The organism is Prosthecobacter debontii (assembly GCF_900167535.1).
In the GTDB taxonomy this organism is placed as follows: Bacteria; Verrucomicrobiota; Verrucomicrobiia; order Verrucomicrobiales; family Verrucomicrobiaceae; genus Prosthecobacter; species Prosthecobacter debontii.
The window spans coordinates 87,569-106,767 of the sequence record NZ_FUYE01000008.1; the positions used below are offsets into that span (position 1 = coordinate 87,569).

General features: G+C 55.6%; 11 protein-coding genes. 5 read left to right on the top strand and 6 right to left on the bottom strand.

All coding sequences use genetic code 11. From position 1 onward, the window contains the following. The first annotated feature begins 595 nt into the window (after window positions 1-595). On the top strand, window positions 596-2,053 hold the full coding sequence (locus B5D61_RS13240) for a neutral/alkaline non-lysosomal ceramidase N-terminal domain-containing protein (RefSeq protein WP_078813850.1): 1,458 nt from the start codon (window positions 596-598) through the stop codon (window positions 2,051-2,053). A gap of 243 nt (window positions 2,054-2,296) precedes the next feature. Here B5D61_RS13240 and rpsI read toward each other — a convergent pair whose 3' ends face one another. Next, window positions 2,297-2,689, bottom strand: coding sequence for a 30S ribosomal protein S9 (gene rpsI / locus B5D61_RS13245; RefSeq protein WP_078813851.1), 393 nt, complete (start codon window positions 2,687-2,689; stop codon window positions 2,297-2,299). Window positions 2,690-2,713: 24 nt separating this feature from the next. Then, complete coding sequence (rplM, locus tag B5D61_RS13250; RefSeq protein WP_078813852.1) at window positions 2,714-3,145, bottom strand: 50S ribosomal protein L13; 432 nt, start codon at window positions 3,143-3,145, stop codon at window positions 2,714-2,716. Window positions 3,146-3,491: 346 nt separating this feature from the next. On the opposite strand from rplM, the gene B5D61_RS13255 reads away from it, so the two are divergent. Next, on the top strand, window positions 3,492-8,381 hold the full coding sequence (locus tag B5D61_RS13255) for a PAS domain S-box protein (protein WP_078813853.1): 4,890 nt from the start codon (window positions 3,492-3,494) through the stop codon (window positions 8,379-8,381). 62 nt (window positions 8,382-8,443) lie between these two features. Here the strand turns inward: B5D61_RS13255 and leuS are convergent, their stop codons facing one another. Both leuS and B5D61_RS13265 read right to left on the bottom strand, forming a co-directional pair. Next, window positions 8,444-11,044: a leucine--tRNA ligase gene (gene leuS, locus B5D61_RS13260; protein WP_078813854.1), complete on the bottom strand. Its 2,601-nt coding sequence runs from the start codon at window positions 11,042-11,044 to the stop codon at window positions 8,444-8,446. A 67-nt stretch (window positions 11,045-11,111) separates the two neighbouring features. Then, window positions 11,112-12,512 carry an MBL fold metallo-hydrolase RNA specificity domain-containing protein gene (locus tag B5D61_RS13265; protein ID WP_078814029.1) on the bottom strand — a complete coding sequence of 467 codons (1,401 nt, stop codon included), beginning with the start codon at window positions 12,510-12,512 and terminating at the stop codon, window positions 11,112-11,114. A gap of 130 nt (window positions 12,513-12,642) precedes the next feature. Between B5D61_RS13265 and B5D61_RS13270 the strand changes: the two genes are divergently transcribed. The 3 genes from B5D61_RS13270 (at window position 12,643) to acuI (ending at window position 17,307) form a co-directional block, all read left to right on the top strand. Continuing rightward, window positions 12,643-15,510 (top strand): PVC-type heme-binding CxxCH protein, encoded by a 2,868-nt coding sequence (locus B5D61_RS13270; RefSeq protein WP_217698974.1) that lies wholly within the window; start codon window positions 12,643-12,645, stop codon window positions 15,508-15,510. Window positions 15,511-15,588: 78 nt separating this feature from the next. Further along, window positions 15,589-16,164 carry an alpha-ketoglutarate-dependent dioxygenase AlkB family protein gene (locus B5D61_RS13275; protein WP_078813856.1) on the top strand — a complete coding sequence of 192 codons (576 nt, stop codon included), beginning with the start codon at window positions 15,589-15,591 and terminating at the stop codon, window positions 16,162-16,164. A 159-nt stretch (window positions 16,165-16,323) separates the two neighbouring features. Continuing rightward, window positions 16,324-17,307, top strand: coding sequence for an acrylyl-CoA reductase (NADPH) (gene acuI / locus B5D61_RS13280; protein WP_078813857.1), 984 nt, complete (start codon window positions 16,324-16,326; stop codon window positions 17,305-17,307). 531 nt (window positions 17,308-17,838) lie between these two features. Here the strand turns inward: acuI and B5D61_RS13285 are convergent. Next, window positions 17,839-18,315, bottom strand: coding sequence for a putative immunity protein (locus tag B5D61_RS13285; RefSeq protein ID WP_078813858.1), 477 nt, complete (start codon window positions 18,313-18,315; stop codon window positions 17,839-17,841). Between the two features lie 118 nt (window positions 18,316-18,433). Further along, on the bottom strand, window positions 18,434-19,183 hold the full coding sequence (locus B5D61_RS13290) for an amidinotransferase domain-containing protein (protein WP_078813859.1): 750 nt from the start codon (window positions 19,181-19,183) through the stop codon (window positions 18,434-18,436). Window positions 19,184-19,199 lie beyond the last annotated feature (16 nt).

Consider the following 19,199-nt stretch of genomic DNA (forward strand, 5'->3'; position numbering starts at 1 on the left):
CTCCAAGCTTAATCACCTGATCAAGGTTGATCGTTTGATTTCCGGTGATCGCATTTGTTAAGTTTGCCACATCACCTGACTCAAAAGGAAATCCGGTGGAGGGGATCCAAAATGAATCGGTTCCCCAAGAATAAGTTCCACTTGCTGTAGGGCTCCAGGTATATGTGGCAGCTCGCAGAGGCTTTGCGACCTGCCACGAACAAATCAACAACGTTAAAAAAACGTTAATAATGAATCGATTACGACGCAAGGTAGTCATGGCGAAATACAGAAAAAGCCGAGGGCACTCATTAGGCAAATCGGACGAGAGCATGACTTTTCCCAGACGTGGGGGGAGCACTGGGGTCAGAGGCAAACACGATTGGCAGAGAAGACACAGGTGGGGTCGGATTTCCGTGTCTTAACCCCTCGATTTGATGAAAGACGCGTCCTCAAGTAAAGATTTTTCTTCATTCTTCAGCAAAACGTTTATTTTACATATCCAAGGCGTTTATATTCCATTCATTCGGCGTTTATCGCCGCGAAGTGACGATCTCTAAACAGCAGAGTCTTGAGCGAGAGAATTGGCTTTTTGGGTGCGTATCCGGGGCACTGTATGTCCCACACACGCCTCGTTGTAAGCGTCATCAGCCTGCTTTTAGCAGGATTCTCCTCCGCTCGAGCCGAATTTCGTGCCGGAGCCTTTGCGCAGGATATTTCCCCCTCTGAATTTCCAACGCCCGTCAATGGCAGCATGAAAGGTGGATACGCTAAAGGTATTTCTGATCCCATGCACGCCCGATGTCTCGCCATGAATGACGGGCATAGATCCCTCATCTATGTGGTGGTCGATGCCTGCATGATTCCCCGGCAAATCTGCGAAGACGCCAAACGAATCGCCAGCCAAGAAACGGGGGTGCCTTCCGCGCATATTCTGATCTCCGCCACCCACACCCATTCAGCCGCCACCCTGGCGGGGGTTTTCCAGAGTGACCCCGATCCCCTTTATGTCAAAACCGTCGCCCCACGGATTGCTCAAGGCATCATTCAAGCCTTCAAAAATATGGAGCCTGCCGAGTTTGGCTGGGCTTTTGGCAGTGATCCCACGCACGTTTTCAATCGCCGTTGGCACATGAAAGAAGGGCAGTTTTATGAAAACCCCTTCGGCATCACCACAGACCGAGCGCGCATGAATCCTGGCAACGTCAGCCCCAGCGTTTCTATCCCAACCGCCCCCGTGGACCAAGATGTCGCCGTAATGGCTGTGCGAGCCAAGGCAGACCAGCGCCCGATCGGGCTGTTGGCCAATTACAGCCTGCATTATGTTGGCGGCAATCCTGCCATCAGTGCTGACTATTATGGCGCTTTTGCACGCGAGATTGGCACCCGCCTCCATGCGGATGACTCACGCTACAGCCAAAAACCTGCCTTCGTGGGCATCATGTCCAACGGCACCAGCGGTAACATCAACAACATCAATTTCGGCTCTTCCATCCGATTCAAACGAAATCCCGGCGAACAGATCTCCATCGTTGCCCGCAGCGTAGCGGATGCTGCACTCGCAGCTTATGAGAGCATTCAATGGCAAAAAGCGCCTGTGATTGATTCCGAAGAGACTGACCTTCAGTTAGGAGTGCGTAAGGGCACCCGTGAAGAGATGACCCAGGCTAAGGAATGGATGAGCACCATCCCCAAAGATGCAGACGGCCAGTGGTCCGACAAAAAAGCCATTTATGCCCGAGAAACAATGCTTCTCTCCGAGTATCCCGACACTGTCCCTGTTAAGCTTCAAGCGCAGCGGATCGGTAATTTGAGCATCGCCGCCATCCCCTGCGAAGTTTTCGTTCAGATCGGCCTCCAGCTCAAACGCGACACACCTTTTGTTCGGCATTTCACCATCTCGCTCGCCAATGGCTACAACGGCTATTTGCCCACCGAAGAAGACCATGCCATGGGCGGTTACGAGACATGGCGCGCCCGCAGCAGCTATCTTGAAGTTCCCGCAGCCACCAAGATCACCAATCAGCTCGAAACAATGCTCAAAGCACTGAAGAGCCGCGCCAACGATTTGTAAGAGCCGCCATCTTGCCTTCGACACGAACGCAGCGAAACAATCGAAGGAAAGCAGAGAACGGAAGCGACCGCCTTCCCCAGGCATAAGAATTCGCCGAGAAGAGATTAACTCTCCGAAGCATCGCCAAGGCCCACGCAGTCGCTTTCATTCGCCCCCCTTTCGACACTTAACTGCGCCAATAAAAAACCCCGTCTTGAAAGACGGGGTTTTTCGAAACAAACAACGAGAAACAGTAAGGAGCGATTAACGCTTGGAGAACTGGAAGCGCTTGCGGGCACCTGGACGACCAGGCTTCTTACGCTCTTTAGCGCGAGAGTCACGAGTCAAGAGACCAGCCTGCTTCAAGGTTGGGCGAAGCTCCGGGTTCACGGAAATCAGAGCGCGAGAGATGCCAAGCTTAACGGCACCAACCTGACCAGTGATCCCTCCACCACTGGCGTTCACGTTGAAATCATACTGCTGACGTGTGTTGGTCAGAGCCAGAGGAGTCAGGATCTGATTCTGAAGAGCCACTGTAGGGAAATACTCTTCGAAATCACGACCGTTGACGGTGATGGAACCAGAACCGGCGAGGATGTGCACGCGGGCAATAGCGGTCTTGCGGCGGCCAGTAGCGTTGGTGATAGGCTTGCTCATGAAACGTAATCAAAAATGGTTAGATTAAGCAACCGCGAAAGGCTTTGGATTCTGAGCGGCATGGGGGTGCTCGTCACCCGCATAGACCTTCAGCTTGGTCACAATGGCATTGCCAAGACGATTGTGGGGCACCATGCCTTTGACAGCGCGATGGACCAACAGTTCAGGGCGACGCTGGCGCACTTTCTCAACGGTCTCCACCTTCTGGTTACCGATGTAACCTTTCTTGCTGGTGTAAACTTTCTGCTGCTCTTTCTTGCCAGTCACACGCACTTTATCAGCGTTGATGACGACGACGAAATCACCAGTGTCCACGTGAGGAGTAAAGGTCGGGCGGGTCTTTCCGCGAATCAAATTGGCAGCAGCCACAGCGACCTGGCCCAGGACTTTATCCTTGGCATCAATGACCCACCACTGGCGGTTCACGTCTTCGGCTTTAGCAGAGAATGTCTTCATAAGGTTCTTGTAAGGGCGCGCACAGCCATGAACTGCCGCGTTAAAATGAGGGGCGCGAGAGTATAATCTTCTAGAGCCCTGTCAAATAAAAAACTCTCAGTTATTCACAGAGTCAGCAGGTCACAACGAGATGGGTCCAGACCGGAATCAAATTTATCCGACCGCTGGCAAAAGTCCACTTGAAGCCTCACACCGCGATGCTCTGTCACACTTTTGAAAAATTTTACTACCGCGACCATACAAAGCATGGATAAAATACTCCGCTTATCTGGTATCGACATCATACCATAAAACTAGACTCAAGGCTAATTGATCCGCTTCCTCACCGATACGCCTCAAAAAGATTATGATCGCGCCGATTCCACACAACGAACATCAGCGTCTGATTGCGTTGCGGAGCTTTGATATTCTCGACTCGGATGAAGAGCCAGAATTCGATGACATCGCCAAACTCGCGGCGGGCATCTGTAAGACGCCCATTTCTCTAATCTCCTTTGTGGATGAGTCCCGGCAGTGGTTCAAATCTAAAGTTGGCACGTCACTCAAGGAGACCCCACGTGATCACGCTTTTTGCGCCCATGCGATTTTAGGAAAAGAACTGTTCCTCGTCCCTGACGCCCTCGATGATGACCGCTTTGCTCAAAATCCGCTGGTGCAGAATGAACCGCGGATACGATTTTACGCAGGCGCTCCTCTGATGATGCCTGACGGTGAAGTGTTGGGAAGCCTCTGTGTCATCGATCAAAATCCACGGCACCTCGATGAATCGCAAAAGCAGGCCTTAGAAGTGTTGGCCAAGCAGGTGATCTCCCAACTCCAACTCCGGCAGAAAATCCGCGAGCAACAAATTTTAAGCGAAACACAGGCTTCCATCCTGGATGCCTTGCCAGCCAGCATTGCTTTGCTTGATTCCGACGGGGTAATCATTGCCGCCAATCAAAAGTGGATGGAGTTCACTGCCCTCAATGAAGGCGGCAATGAAGCCCTTTCTATCGGCAGCAATTACATCAGCGCCTGGGAGGAATTCCCTTGTGAGAGCTCTATTATCTCCCAGCAAGCATCGGAGGGCATCCGCCAAGTCTTAACAGGTGAACAGCCCAGCTTCGTCCTGGAGTATCCCATCTCGAAGCCCCCCGCACAGCGTTGGTATCGCCTGATGGCGACTCCGATCCGAGACTCTAACCGTCCGGGTGCGGTCGTGATGCATGCGGATATCACGGAAAGAAAGCTCGCTGAGGAGGCCTTGCGCGATAGTGAAGATCGCTTCCGCGGCACTTTCGAGCGCGCTGGGGTAGGCATCGCTCATGTGTCTTTGAATGGCCAGATCGAGAAGGCCAACGACAAAGTCTGCAAAATCCTCGGTTATGATCAAAGCGAATTGATCGGCAGGTCCTTCGTCGAATTGACCGCACCTGAAGACCGTTTCACCAGTCAACGGGCTTTGCGTGAACTCATTGAAGGTTCGCAGGCCTTTTACAGAACTGAAAAGCGGTATCTCAAAAAGGATGGCGAAATGGCGTGGATCAGTCTGGCGGTAACGCTGGAAAGGACACCCGAGGGCGCAGCCAAATACTTCATCGCAGTCTTTGAAAACATCACTTCGCGCAAAATCACTGAACTGCGCCTTCATCGTCTCAATCGCCTCCACGCAGTTCTCAGCAAGGTCAGCGAAGCCACCATCCGTCTTCGACACAAGCAGGACCTTTACGAGCAAGTCTGCCGCATCATCGTCGAGCACGGTCACCTGAGGACAGCCTTCATCACGGAGTTGAATCCAGAAACGCGCATCGTCGAGCCACGTGCGGTGTGGGGAGAAGGGCAAGATCACTTCCAGGGCATCACGATCACGGCCGATGGTGGTAGACTGGGGCAAGGTCCCATGGGGACAGCCTTCCGAACAGGCTCTTACAACATCTGCAACAATTTCAAAGAGGACCCGCGAGTGGAACCGTGGAGAAGCCGGGCTCTTGAGCATGGCTTCCTGGCCTGTGCAGCCTTCCCTATTAAGCTGCACAATGAAATCGTGGCGGTGCTTGCCCTTTATGCTGGCGAAGCTGAGTATTTCCAAGAAGACGAGATTCGCCTCATGCTTGCAGTGGCCGATGATCTGTCCTTCGCTCTCGAATCCCTGGAGGAAGAGCGAAAACGAACCCTGGCCGAGCAATCGCTACGCAGTAGCGAAGCTAGTCTGGCCACGGCCCAGAGCATCGCAGGCATCGGAAGCTGGGAGCTTGATCTCGAAAAGCTTACCTCACCGGATAGCAATCCACTGACCTGGTCGGATGAGATGTATCGCATTGCCGGTTATGACCCGACGGAGGTCATTGCTACACGTGAGCTTTTTTACAGCCTGATTCCTCCAGAGGATCATGATGCTATTCAGATGGCTTTCTCAGAAGCCATCGAAACGCAGAGCCAATACACCATCACCTACCGTTTGATTCGTCTCGACGGACAGGAGCGGATCATCCATCAGATCGCTCAACCGATCTTCGATGAAGTGAGTGGCAAGCCTCTGAAAATGATCGGTGCCGCCCAAGATATCACCGCGCGAAAAAAAGCCGAACTCGAAATCCGACGAGCCAATGACTTGCTTAAGGCCGTCACTGACGGCACGCCGGATGCCATTTTCATCAAGGATCTTCACGGGCGATATCTGCTGTTCAACGAAGGTGCAGCCAAACTGGTAGGCCGCACGGTGGAAGAAGTGATCGGCCAAGACGATACGCTGCTGTTTGGAGAAGAAGCGGGCCTTGCACTCATCGAGAATGACCGACGGATCATGCAGTCGGGCCAGATGAGCATTGCAGAAGAAGTGCTGACGGTTGCAGGCGTCACACGCACTTTTTTAGCGACCAAAAGCCCTTACCAAGATCAAGACGGGAATCTGATCGGTCTGCTGGGCATTTCACGAGACATCACGCTCCAGAAAGAGGCTGAAATCCAACTCAAGGCACTCCTCAAAGAAAACGCCGATCTGTGCACCGCTCTTGATGAGCATGCCATCGTAGCCCGCACAGATGCCAAGGGGAGAATCATCTATGTGAATGACAAGTTCTGTGCCATCTCCCAGTTTTCTCGCGAAGAACTCTTGGCTAAAGATCATCGCATCATCAATTCAGGGTATCACTCGAAAGAGTTCATCCGTGAACTCTGGGACACCATCCGCTCAGGCAAGGCCTGGCATGGAGAGATTCACAACAAGGCCAAAGACGGCAGTCTGTATTGGGTCGCCACGACTATTGTCCCCTTCCTTGATGAAACAGGAATCCCTCGCCAATATGTCGCAATTCGAGCCGATATCACCGAGCGCAAAAATGCTGAAGAAGCCCTGCGCGAAAGTGAGCAGCGTTTTCAGCTCGCAGTTCAGGGGTCAGCAGCGGCTATTTGGGATTGGAACATGACCACGGGAGCAGTCTATTATGCTCCCCTTTTCCTCGAAATGCTGGGTTATTCCGAAGCAGAGTTCCCACCACGGATTGAATCGTTCCTCCAACATCTTCATCCTGACGATGAAGGTGGTTTTCAGAAAGCGCTCTCCATCCACGTCTCGAACGAGCGCCAACGCTTCGATGCGGATTTTCGCCTCAAAACAAAACGTGGTAGCTATCGCTGGTTCCGCGCCACTGGACAGGCGATCTATGATACCTCAGGGAAAGCTTCCCGCATGGTCGGCTCCACGTTGGACATCACGACACGAAGACAAGCCGAAGAAAAGCTGCGTGAGCAAGCGACTCTTTTGGACAAGGCGCAAGATGCCATCTTGGTCCGCGATCTAAACCACAACATTCTGTATTGGAATCGCAGTGCCGAAAGAATGTATGGGTGGACGTCTGAGGAAGCTGTGGGCAGTTCCATCAAAGATCTTTTGTATAAAGATCCTTCAGCGTTCATTACCGCCACGCAGGCGACCATTGAAAAGGGTGAATGGAGTGGCGAACTCCAGCAGATCACCAAAAGCGGCAAACAACTGGTGGTGGAAGCACGATGGACGCTCGTTCGTGACGAGCATAACCAGCCGAAATCCATCCTGGCCATCAATACCGACATCACGGAGCGAAGAAAGCTAGAGCAACAATTCCTCCGCGCCCAGCGTATGGAGAGCATCGGGACCTTAGCAGGAGGAATCGCGCATGACCTTAATAACGTCCTGTCTCCCATCATGATGTCGATTGAGTTGCTGCGCCTCCAAGAGAGCAATCCGAAACGCCTGAGCATCCTATCGGCGATTGAGAGCAGCGCCAAACGCGGAGCTGACATGGTCAGCCAAGTGCTCTCCTTTGCACGAGGCGTCGATGCGCAACTGGTTGAAGTGCAAATAGGCCGTTTGCTCAGGGAGTTGGAAAAAATTGCCAACGAAACCTTTCTCAAGAGCATCCACATTCGATGCGCGATCCCAGAGAACCTTTGGATCGTCTTGGGTGACCCCACTCAACTTCACCAAGTCATTCTCAATCTTTGCGTCAACGCCCGTGATGCCATGCCGCAGGGCGGCACTCTGACCCTCACGGCAACCAATGAAGTGCTGGATGAACATTACTCAGGCATGAACCTTGAAGCCAAGGCAGGCCCCTATGTGGTGATTCAGGTCGAAGACACAGGCACAGGCATGCCGCCCGAAGTCATCGAGCGTATTTTTGAGCCTTTCTTCACCACCAAGGAACTTGGCAAAGGCACAGGGCTCGGGCTCTCCACAAGTCTCGCTATCATCAAGAGCCATGGAGGCTTTATGCGAGTTTATAGCGAAGCTGGCATTGGCACTAAGTTTCGTGTTTACCTACCCGCTCAGGAACGTTCCGCCTCGGCCAGTAGCGGCCAAGTCATCGTCGAGCTTCCACGTGGCAATAACGAACTCATTCTTGTCGTGGATGATGAGGCCACGGTGAGGCAAATCACTCGCGAGACTTTGGAGGCCTTTGGCTATCAAGTTCTCTTAGCCTCAGACGGTGCCGAAGCTACGGCGACCTATGCCACCCGAAAAGAAGACATCGCAGTCGTTTTGACCGATATGATGATGCCCATCATGGACGGCCCCACCATGATCCCAGTGCTCATGCGCATGAATCCCCATGCGCGAATCATCGCTGCCAGCGGCTTGAATGTAAACGGAATGGTTGCCCGTGCCGTCAATGCTGGTGTCCGGCACTTCATTCCCAAACCTTACACTGCGGAGACGCTGCTAAAGACGCTGCAAAAAATATTATCCGAATCATTCGACTCAAGGATTGGGGCTTGAAGCAGAACAAAAGGTGAGTAGGCCAAATCAAACAACCTACCCACCTCAAACATACAGGAAGATCAAACCACCACGTTCACCAGCTTGCCTGGAACGACAATGACCTTCTTTACAGGTTTGCCTTCCATGAACTCCTGCACACGAGCGCTGGCGAGGGCGATCTTTTCGATCTCCTCTTTCGTGGCTTGGATCGGCACGCGAGCTTTGTCACGCAGCTTACCATTGACCTGGAAGACGATTTCTACCTCGTCTTCGATCAAGGCCGCTGGGTCAAAGACAGGCCAAGTCTGATCACTCAGCAGCCCACTCACGGCGATCTCGCGGAACTTCGTGGCGATGCGTGCATTCAGCTCTTCAGCCAGATGCGGTGCAAACGGACCCAACACCTTCAGGAAGGTGATGATCTCTTTCACGGGTTTCACCGCCGCTGCGGTGAAGGAATTCGTGCAGATCATCATTTGAGAAATGGCGGTGTTAAAGCTCAGCTTCTCGATGTCTTCGCCACACTTCTTGATGGTTTCATGCAGCACCTTGATGACCTGCTTATCCGCAGGCGCATCCTGGAGACCCGCAGAGATACTCCACTCGCCTTCTGCATTCTGCTCCATGACCAAGCGCCAGACGCGGGCCAGGAAGCGATAAACCCCTTCCACGCCTTTCATGCTCCAGGGCTTCACCTGCTCCAGCGGGCCCATGAACATCTCATACAGACGCAGGGAGTCGGCCCCGTATTCGCGCACGACATCGTCCGGGTTCACCACGTTACCACGGCTCTTGGACATCTTCTGACCGTCCTCACCCATGATCAGGCCCTGGTTCACCAGACGCTGGAAGGGCTCAGGGGTGCTCACAAAGCCCAGATCAAACAGTACCTTGTGCCAGAAACGAGCATACAGCAGGTGCAGCACGGCGTGTTCAGTGCCGCCCACATACAGATCCACACCGCCGGGCTTACCACCGCCCATCCAGTACTTCTCCGCTTCTTCGCTGATGAATCGTTCGTTATTCTTGGCGTCGCAATAGCGCAGGTAATACCAGCAGGACCCCGCCCACTGCGGCATCGTATTCAGCTCACGAGTCGCGGTGTCCGAATACTTCACCCAATCGGTAGCCTTGGACAACGGAGGCTCGGGCGTACCCGTCGGTTTGAAGTCTTCCAGAGTCGGTGGCAGCAGGGGCAGCTCGCTCTCAGGAATGGAGGCGTGCTGGCCGTTTTCCCAGACAATCGGGAAAGGCTCACCCCAGTAGCGCTGACGGCTGAACAACCAGTCACGCAGCTTGTAATTCACGGTGCCTTTACCCAGACCTTTCTCTTCCAGCCAGATGGCCATCTTCTTTTTGGCTTCGGCCGTGGACAAGCCATTCAGGAAGCCGGAGTTGACGGCATAACCTTCGCTGGCGAAACAGGCCGCAGGCTCCATTTCACACACCGCCCCGCCTTCGCCTTCCAGCTTCGGTGCTGCGGCAACGACCTCACGGATCGGCAAATGGAACTTGGTGGCAAACTCCCAGTCACGTTCATCATGGGCAGGCACTGCCATGATGGCTCCGGTGCCGTAGCCCATCATCACGTAGTCGGCGATCCACACGGGGATCTTCTCGCCATTGACGGGGTTGATGGCAAAGCCACCCGTAAAGACACCGGTCTTCTCCTTGGCCAGCTCGGTGCGCTCCAGATCGGACTTGGAGGCCACGCTCTTCTGGTAAGCTTCTACCGCTGCTTTTTGTTCGGCCGTGGTGATGCTCTCCACCAGCGGATGCTCAGGTGCGATGACCATGTAAGTCGCCCCGAACAGCGTGTCCGGGCGAGTGGTGAAAACGGTGATCGTCTCGCTGCGATCAGCCACCGTGAACTTCACCTCGGCACCTTCACTGCGGCCGATCCAGTTGCGCTGCAGCAGCTTGATGCTTTCGGGCCAATCCAGGCCATCCAGCTCATCGATCAGGCGCTGGGCAAAGGCGGTGATGCGCAGCATCCACTGGCGCATGGGGCGACGCTCCACGGGGAAACCACCCACTTCACTTTTGCCATCGACGACTTCTTCATTGGCCAGCACGGTGCCCAGTTGCGGACACCAGTTCACCGGAGCCTCGCTGACGTAGGCCAGACGGCGCGCATCGATCTCGGCACGGCTCAGCCCTTGTGCTTCCAGCTCGCTGATCGGTGCCGCTTTGCCCGCTTCATTCACATAGCTGTTATACAGCTTCAGGAAGATCCACTGCGTCCATTTAAAGTAGTCTGGGTCGGTGGTGTTCACTTCACGATCCCAGTCATAGGCAAAGCCCAGGCGCTTCAACTGTCCGCGGAAGCCCTCGATGTTTTGCTCCGTGGTCGTGCGTGGATGTTGGCCGGTCTTGATGGCATACTGCTCCGCAGGCAGACCGAAGGCGTCCCACCCCATCGGGTGCAGGACGTTGAAGCCATTCATCTTCTTGTAACGGCCAATGATGTCCGTAGCCGTGTAGCCCTCTGGGTGGCCGACATGCAGCCCTGCCCCGCTCGGATAGGGGAACATATCGAGCACGAAGTACTTCGGCTTGGAGGCATCAAAATCCGCGTCCCCAGGGTTCGGCGTTCGGAAGGCTTTTTTCGCCTCCCAGGTGGCCTGCCATTGGGGCTCAAATTCAGAAAAAGGAAATGCTTTGCGCTGCTCGCTGCTCATACAAGGGGCGCGCAACTAGGCGCAGCAGGGGCAAAGTGCAACTAGGGAAATGCCCCGCACCGAGCCGCTAGAGCTCCACGCTTTGCATCATGGAAGCTACCTCGACTTTCCCCTGCGGATGCCGTTCTTTCAGGGCCTCACACAGCACGCTCGACCGCTCGGGCTCGCCATGGACGAGGAAAACCCGCTGCTTGCTCCCCTTGATCCGATCAAAGTAAGCCAGGAGTTCATCGTGATCCGCATGACCGGAGAAGGAATCCAGCGTTTCGATCTGGGCATTCACGGCAAATTCATCCCCCAGGATATTCACCTTCGGGTTCCCATTGCGCAGCTTCCAGCCCAGGGTGTTCTCCGCGCAATAGCCGACGAAGAGAATGATGTTATCTTCGTTGCTGACGTTGTTTCGCAGGTGATGCAGAATACGTCCGCTTTCCGCCATGCCGGAGGCCGAGATGATGATCGCCGGGCCTTTGATTTTATTGAGTGACTTCGACTCATCCACACTGCGCACCAGATGCAGTCCCTCGAATCCAAACGGATCATTCCGCATGAAGACCGACTCCCGCACGGTGGCCTTCAGGTCCTCCAGATGCAGACGGAAGATCTCCGTGGCGCGCACGGCCAGAGGACTATCCACATAGGTGGGCACTGGCGAGAAGCAGTTCTCCGCGCGGAGCTTATCCAGCGTGTAAAGCAGCTGCTGAGTGCGCTCCACCGCGAAGGCGGGGATGATCATGTGGGCACGCCGCTGCTGGATCAGACGAATCAGGTGGCAGATGTGCTCCGAGGTCTGGGCAGGCAGCTCATGCTTACGCCCACCGTACGTGCTCTCCATGATCACATAGTCCACATCCGCCGAGGGAGCCGCGGCTTCCAGCAGATCGTTTTCAGGCCGCCCCACATCCCCACTGAAAAGCAGGCGGCTGCGTTTGCCCGTGGCGCGTTCTTCCAGATCGAGAATGACCTGGGCACTGCCTAAAATATGGCCCGCATCAATGAAGGTCAGACTCACCCCATCAGCGATGATCATGGGCCTATTGTAACTCAGGGTCACAAACTGCTTCATGCAGTTTTCCGCATCCAGCTTCGTATAGCTCGGCAGCAGCAGGGGTAAGTCTTCGCGCTTACGGTGCTTATTCAGCCACTGAATGTCACTCTCATGGATGTGGGCCGCATCCGGCAGCATGATGCTGCAGAGATCACGTGTAGGCGGTGTGGCATAGATGTTACCGCTGAAGCCCCGCTTACAAAGATGCGGCAGATTCCCCGCGTGATCGATGTGCGCATGGGAAAGCACCACGCAATCAATCTGAGCCGGATCAAACGGGAAGTCCCGATTCCGCTCCATCGCTTCTTTGCGACGGCCTTGGTAAAGGCCACAATCCAAAAGGATACGTACGCCATTAATTTCAATCAGATGCTTGGATCCCGTCGTCGTGCCTGCCGCTCCGCAGAATGTGATTTTCATGGTTGGGGTATTCCTATCCCAGCGGAGACCTTGCCCTCTGGCAAGCCTGAAAGGCACACCGATTTGATGAAAAAACACATCAGCATTGTCCATGATACTGCGTAGAATACCTTCTGCCCCCAACCCGCCCATGCCATCACGTCTCACCCCTTGGCTTCTCTCGCTCCTGCTCCCATGCAGCCTTCCGGCTGCTTTCCCTGAACTGCACAACAGTGAGCCGGGTAATCCCGAGCCGATAAGTGCCAAGGAAGCTTTGAGCAAGCTACACCTGCCCGAGGGATTCAAGGCCACACTCTACGCGTCCGAGCCCGGTGTGCAAAACCCCGTAGCGATGGCCTGGGATGCCCAAGGCCGCATGTGGGTGGCTGAAAACTACACGTATGCCGAGCGGTCCAAGCGCTTCGATCTCTCCATGAATGACCGGGTCATCGTTCTGGAAGATAAGGACCACGATGGTCATGCGGAGAGCCGCACGGTGTTCCTCGATAACATCCAGATGCTCACCAGTGTGGAAGTGGGCCGTGGAGGAGTCTGGCTCATGTGCCCGCCTCAGGTGTTGTTCGTGCCCGATGCCAATGGCGACGCCATCCCCGATGGCCCGCCTCAAGTCGTGCTGGATGGCTTCACCGTCGCCAAGGATAACTACCACAACTTTGCCAACGGCCTGCGCTGGGGACCTGACGGTTGGCTGTATGGTCGCTGTGGGCATTCCTGCCCGGCCAATATCGGCGTGCCCGGCACACCCGACGAAGAGCGCGTGCCCATGAAAGGCGGCATCTGGCGCTTCCATCCTGAGACAAAAATCGCCGAGGTCCTGACCCACGGCACCACCAATCCCTGGGGCCATGATTGGGACAAAAATGGTGAGCTGTTTTTCATCAACACCGTCACCGGCCACCTCTGGCACCTCATCCCCGGAGCGCATTTGCATGACACCAGCCCATCGCAGAACCCAGGTGTGTATGAGCGGATTGATATGATCGCGGATCACTATCACTTCGATACCAGTGGCAGTTGGCAGGATAGCCGAGATGGTAAAGCCAACAGCCTCGGCGGCGGTCACGCCCACATCGGCATGATGATCTATCAGGCGGATCAGTGGCCTGAAGCCTATCGCAACAAACTCTTCACGCTGAACATGCATGGACGCCGAGCCAATGTGGAGCGGCTGGAGCGTCTCGGCTCCGGTTATGTGGGGCGTCATGAGCCCGATGTCTTCCTCAGCGATGATCCTTGGTTCCGTGGCATCGAGATCAGCACCGGTCCCGATGGCAGCGGTTACATCCTGGACTGGAGCGATACCGGCGAGTGCCATGAATCCACTGGCGTGCACCGCACCAGCGGCCGCATTTTCAAAATCAGCTACGGCACCCCAGGCCAGCCGAAACCCGCCCTCTACCCGCGCTGCATGCTCGCCTCCGGTCCCCTGCCCGCGTTGTGGAAACAGTATCAGGAAGGCAAAGCCACCCCGGCCATGCTTCAAGGCCTGTTGACCGACAGCGATGAACATGTGCGTGCCTGGGCCATCCGGTTGCTTACCGACTTCTGGCCGCTCGATAGCCTCACCAGCCAACGCCCGAAGCGTGAAGTCTTCGATGAATCCACATACACACAATTGGTTAAACTGGCCAAAACGGACACCTCCAGCCTCGTCCAACTCACCCTGGCTTCCACCCTGCAACGCCTGCCTCTCAATAAACGTGCCGACCTCGCGAAAGCTCTGGTGAAGCATGCCGAGTATGCGGAGGATAAAAACCTGCCGTCCATGGTTTGGTATGGCCTCATTCCCTTGGCTCAATCTCAGCCTGACGCGGTCGTCGCCATTGCGAAGGACTGCCAGTGGCCGAGCACCACCCGCTGGATCACTCGGAATCTCGCCAGCCGTATTGAAACCCAGCCCGAGCCGATCAATGCCCTGCTGAGCCAAGCCCCCGCACGCGTCCAACAAGCCCTTCTTCAGGGCCTTTCGGAAGCCTTTCAAGGCTGGCGTAAGGCACCCCAACCCACCGCCTGGGCAGCCTTTTCGACCTCCATCAAGGCGGATCCCGAAACCGCTCAGACCGTCCGTGAACTCAGCAGTCTCTTCGGCGATGGACGCGCTCTCGATGAGGTGAAAAAGCTGGCTCTCGATGCCCAAGCCTCCGTGGAAAACCGCACCTCCGCCCTCAAGACCCTCATTGATGCACGCCCGGATGATCTGCGTGAGGTTTGTGAAAAGCTCCTTGAGGTTCGGGGTCTCAATGTCATGGCAGCCAAAGGCCTGGCTCAATTCAACGATCCGGCCATTGGCAAAAAGCTGGTGGATAGCTACCGCAAGTTCAACAGCCAGGATCGGCCCGAAGTCATCGCCGTTTTGGTTTCCCGCCCTGCCTTTGCCAAGGTGCTGCTGGATCAAATGGCGACCGGAAAAATCGCCCGGGCAGATCTCTCGGCCTTCCACGCCCGCCAGATCCGCAGCCTCAATGACGATGCCCTGACCCAACGTCTGACCGAGGTCTGGGGAGAACTGCGTGAATCCGCCGGCGACAAGGCCAAGATGATCGAAGACCTCAAAGCCAAACTCACGCCTGACGTGCTGGCCAAAGCCGATCTCCGCAACGGACGGGCCATGTATCAAATCTGTTCCGCCTGCCACACGCTTTACGGTGAAGGCGGCAAAGTCGGCCCCGATCTCACCGGCTCGGGTCGTTCCAACATCGACTACCTGCTTGAAAACATTGTGGATCCCAGCGGCGTGGTCAGCGCGGACTATCGCATGAGCATCTTGACGCTGAAGGATGGTCGCGTGCTCAGTGGTGTGATCAGCAAACAGACCGACCGCACCCTCACCCTGCGACTGATGACGGAGGAGACCACCGTCGAGAAAAGCGAGATCGCCAAACAAGACACCTCCCCGGTCTCCATGATGCCCGAGGGGCTTTTGATGGCCTTTCAGCCCGATCAGATCCGCGACCTCATCGCCTACCTCATGCACCCCTCTCAAGTGCCTTTGCAATGAGAGCCACGACCAGGAATACAACAACTCGAAGCCATTCAAGGTCTAAGGTGTAGGCTGTGACAAGCACCATACGATACCATGAGTTCGATTGAAACTACTCCTGAAGCTACCGTGAAGCCCAGCTTTCTCACGCCAGATGAGGCAACTGCGTTGTTCGATTCTTTGCTAACTCAAGTTCAATGGGACGAGCGAATGAAGGCTAGAAAGACGGCTTGTTTTGGCCAAACCTATGATGACTCAGGGGTGGACTATCAGGTCGTTACAATGCATCCGCTCCTCATACCCTTGTGCGATGCAATCGAAAGGCAGTTAGGTTTCAGGCCCACGAACTGCCTCCTGAATTATTACGAGACTGGGCGCTCTACGATGGGCTTTCACTCCGACGCCACACATAATTTGGCTGAGGGCACAGGCGTTGCGATTGTTTCCCTTGGATCAGAGCGGAACCTTACTTTTCGAAGCAAGACCGATCAGAGCCTCGTAATTCATCTCCCACTGCCACACGGATCTCTATTTTACATGACCCAATTGACTCAGGATTACTGGACCCATGCGGTCAAGAGGACGGAAACCAACGATGCCCGAATCAGCCTTACTTTCCGGCATATTCTAAGCCCGAGTGAGCTTACAGAGCGCCAAATCACACCGCAATAAAAACCATCCATCACTTATACCCCTGACGAACAAGACGCCCCATCCTACAGCAATAGGCGTCCTGTTTGAATCCAAACTTCTATTCTTGCCGCAGCTGAGCTAGACGCTCGGCACCCTTAGCTGGCGGTTCATCTAGGTTTAACAGAGAAATACAAAACCATGTTCAAAGGCATCTTGATTGAGAAAGACGAAGCAGGTTATCGGGCCTCACTGACCCACCTCGACGAAGCAGCTTTGCCCGAAGGCGACGTGACGGTGCGGGTGAGCCATTCGACGCTCAACTACAAGGATGCCCTGGCGATCACAGGCAAGGGACCGGTCGTGCGCAAGTTTCCCATGGTGCCCGGCATTGATCTGGCGGGGACGGTGGAACACTCGACACATGCCGATTACAGAACCGGCGATGCGGTGATTCTGAATGGCTGGGGAGTGGGTGAAACGCACTGGGGTGGCCTTGCGCAGAAGGCGCGAGTCCATGGCAACTGGCTGGTGCCGCTGCCGCCCCAATTCACACCGCAGCAGGCGATGGCCATTGGCACGGCGGGCTACACCGCGATGCTTTGCGTGCTGGCACTGGAGCGGCACGGCATCACGCCTGACCATGGAGAGATTCTCGTGACTGGCGCTGCGGGTGGCGTGGGCAGCGTCGCCACGGCGGTTTTGACTCGGCTGGGCTTCCAAGTCGTCGCCGTGAGTGGCAGGCCGGCGGAAGCGGATTACCTCAAAAGCTTGGGTGCCGTGGAGGTGCTGGATCGGGCGATGTTCACCACGCCCGGCAAACCTCTTGGCAAGGAGCGCTGGGCAGGTGCGGTGGATGTCGTGGGCAGCCACACACTCGCGAATGTCTGTGCGACGACGAAATACGGCGGTGTCGTCACCGCCTGTGGGCTGGCTGGCGGCATGGATTTCCCGGCCACCGTCGCGCCCTTCATCCTGCGCGGGGTGACCCTGGCAGGCATTGACAGCGTGATGTGCCCTCGGACGGTGCGGATGGAAGCTTGGCGACGACTTGGGACCGATCTCGATCTCTCGAAGCTGGCCGCGATCAGTAAGGAAGTCGGCCTGAGCGAAGTGATGCCCCTCGCTACGCAGCTTCTCAACGGCGAGGTGAGAGGACGTGTGGTCGTTGACGTCAACGGCTAACTCCAATGACCGCAACGCCTAACACGATACGTTTCATCGAATCCGACCATCGCACACCTGCTACCATCAGAACGCGAGTGTGCTGAACGAAGCAAATGCGACTCGCCCTTTGTCTTGCTCTCGAGCCCGCTCGGCCAAGCCCCTTGCCGCATCCAAGACCGCACCACCTTTCTCGGACTTCACCATCCTGGAAAATCAGGCGAGTAGGCTCCGCCCTACTCGCGCTCCGGTCCTTGGGTGTGCGCCGTTGCTCAACGCGGGCGAAGTAGTTGCCCTGATGCCGCTTGTGGTAGGGCGCTTGGTCACCAAGCGCCGGTGCTGGACCCAAACAGACGATTACTTTCGCGCCGACGAAGCCGCCAAGCCATCAAAATCCTACCTTGCCTCCCCATTCTTCAAACCCAACGGGTTTGTGTCATTCAGCCCAGGGTTCCTTGAACCCTGGGATCTTGATCCGTGAACGACTTCACCTCGCAGGGAACCTCAACGGGGTTCCGTCCACCGGCGCACCGAGATCATTCAGACCTGCTCCTACACAGCGATCTTCATCGCTTTCGTGCGCCAGATCATGCCATCAGCCACCATGCCGTAGAGGTGGTTAGGCAATCGAGCCATCTGCATTTCGAAAAAATCATTCACGCTCAGTCCCGCGTGCTGATGGGCTTTGAGCGCATAGAGCAAGGCTCCCAGACTGTGATCCGCCGCATGGGCAGTGGCGACGGCATGCCCCGCCGAACGCGCGACGGCCACCGCAACAGGGTGTTTGATGGTACGGGCCGCGGCATGAGCGGCGAGGGCGGCCTTCATGGCCACACCGGTTTTCACGCGGCCATCCGCCCACCATCGAGCGATCTCTACCGCCTGGAGCGGACGAGGGTCGTCGCTTTCCCTTTCAAACCAAGGCAATATCGCCTCCGCACAATCCGCCGCCCAGCGGGCCAACGCTGCATGATCCTCACGGATCAAAGGGCCACCTCGATGCACGGCGATGAAACGGCGATCTCGCATGCGGCGACATTGCGCGAGAAGCCCGCACGCTCAAGCCGATCAAAAAAGATCAGTCGATGAATGAATCACCGACTGATCTTGATCCTATGAAGCAACCAACCTGAAGAAAAGGGAACGCTTACAGCACACGCTCGGCTTTGGCCCGAGTCTTTTTAGCGGGAGCTGGCTTCGGTGCAGTCGTCGGACGAAACGCCTCGCCGAAAAGATATTGGCGGGCACTGTCTACCTGGCCCATGACACGGCCCATCCACTTGGTGAAGTCTTTGCCAAAATGCTCATCCGCCATCGGATCGAGAAGCGCATCGTTGAGGCTGGCATGGCGGCTGCGCAGTTCCGTCTCCAAGTGCATGCCGATCTCGGGGATGTAGAGTTCCACCGCTTCAAACATGTCCATGACGCGGGCTGCGTAACTGGTATCCCAGACCTTGTCATCGTCTTCGTAGCTGCTGGTGATCAGGTGGGCGATGGTGTATTCAGCGTGATCGGAATAGACTTCCGCCGCTTCCATAACGGAATCGAAGCTGTCATGATCACTTGTGACGGGCAGCACCACCGACAGGCTCACGCTGGCCTCATTCAAGACCACATCCAGCTGTTCATTCTGATACAGTTTTTCAAAAAACTCTCCCATCCCCGTGGCGACTTCGAGGATCGTGATGGGGCATTCCTCCAGGCGGTCGAGCAGGTTATCCACCGTCAGCGACGTCGCATCGAAAACACGCCCCGTGCGGTCTTCCCCGGCATCATCCACGAGGGAAAGAAGCTGGTGCGGCGCGCCATATTGATTGAGGTAGCGGGAACAGCAATGAGCCAGCGTGCTCTTGCCAGTGGATGGATAGTCATTCTGGATGAGGATCAGCTTTTTCATAATTTGATCGGGATGC

What these genes read in the sequence shown, in the direction of transcription:
- B5D61_RS13240 (WP_078813850.1), top strand. Translation starts at nt 596, where the DNA reads ATGTCCCACACACGCCTCGTTGTAAGCGTCATCAGCCTGCTTTTAGCA.
- rpsI (WP_078813851.1), bottom strand. Translation starts at nt 2,689, where the DNA reads ATGAGCAAGCCTATCACCAACGCTACTGGCCGCCGCAAGACCGCTATT.
- rplM (WP_078813852.1), bottom strand. Translation starts at nt 3,145, where the DNA reads ATGAAGACATTCTCTGCTAAAGCCGAAGACGTGAACCGCCAGTGGTGG.
- B5D61_RS13255 (WP_078813853.1), top strand. Translation starts at nt 3,492, where the DNA reads ATGATCGCGCCGATTCCACACAACGAACATCAGCGTCTGATTGCGTTG.
- leuS (WP_078813854.1), bottom strand. Translation starts at nt 11,044, where the DNA reads ATGAGCAGCGAGCAGCGCAAAGCATTTCCTTTTTCTGAATTTGAGCCC.
- B5D61_RS13265 (WP_078814029.1), bottom strand. Translation starts at nt 12,512, where the DNA reads ATGAAAATCACATTCTGCGGAGCGGCAGGCACGACGACGGGATCCAAG.
- B5D61_RS13270 (WP_217698974.1), top strand. Translation starts at nt 12,643, where the DNA reads ATGCCATCACGTCTCACCCCTTGGCTTCTCTCGCTCCTGCTCCCATGC.
- B5D61_RS13275 (WP_078813856.1), top strand. Translation starts at nt 15,589, where the DNA reads ATGAGTTCGATTGAAACTACTCCTGAAGCTACCGTGAAGCCCAGCTTT.
- acuI (WP_078813857.1), top strand. Translation starts at nt 16,324, where the DNA reads ATGTTCAAAGGCATCTTGATTGAGAAAGACGAAGCAGGTTATCGGGCC.
- B5D61_RS13285 (WP_078813858.1), bottom strand. Translation starts at nt 18,315, where the DNA reads ATGCGAGATCGCCGTTTCATCGCCGTGCATCGAGGTGGCCCTTTGATC.
- B5D61_RS13290 (WP_078813859.1), bottom strand. Translation starts at nt 19,183, where the DNA reads ATGAAAAAGCTGATCCTCATCCAGAATGACTATCCATCCACTGGCAAG.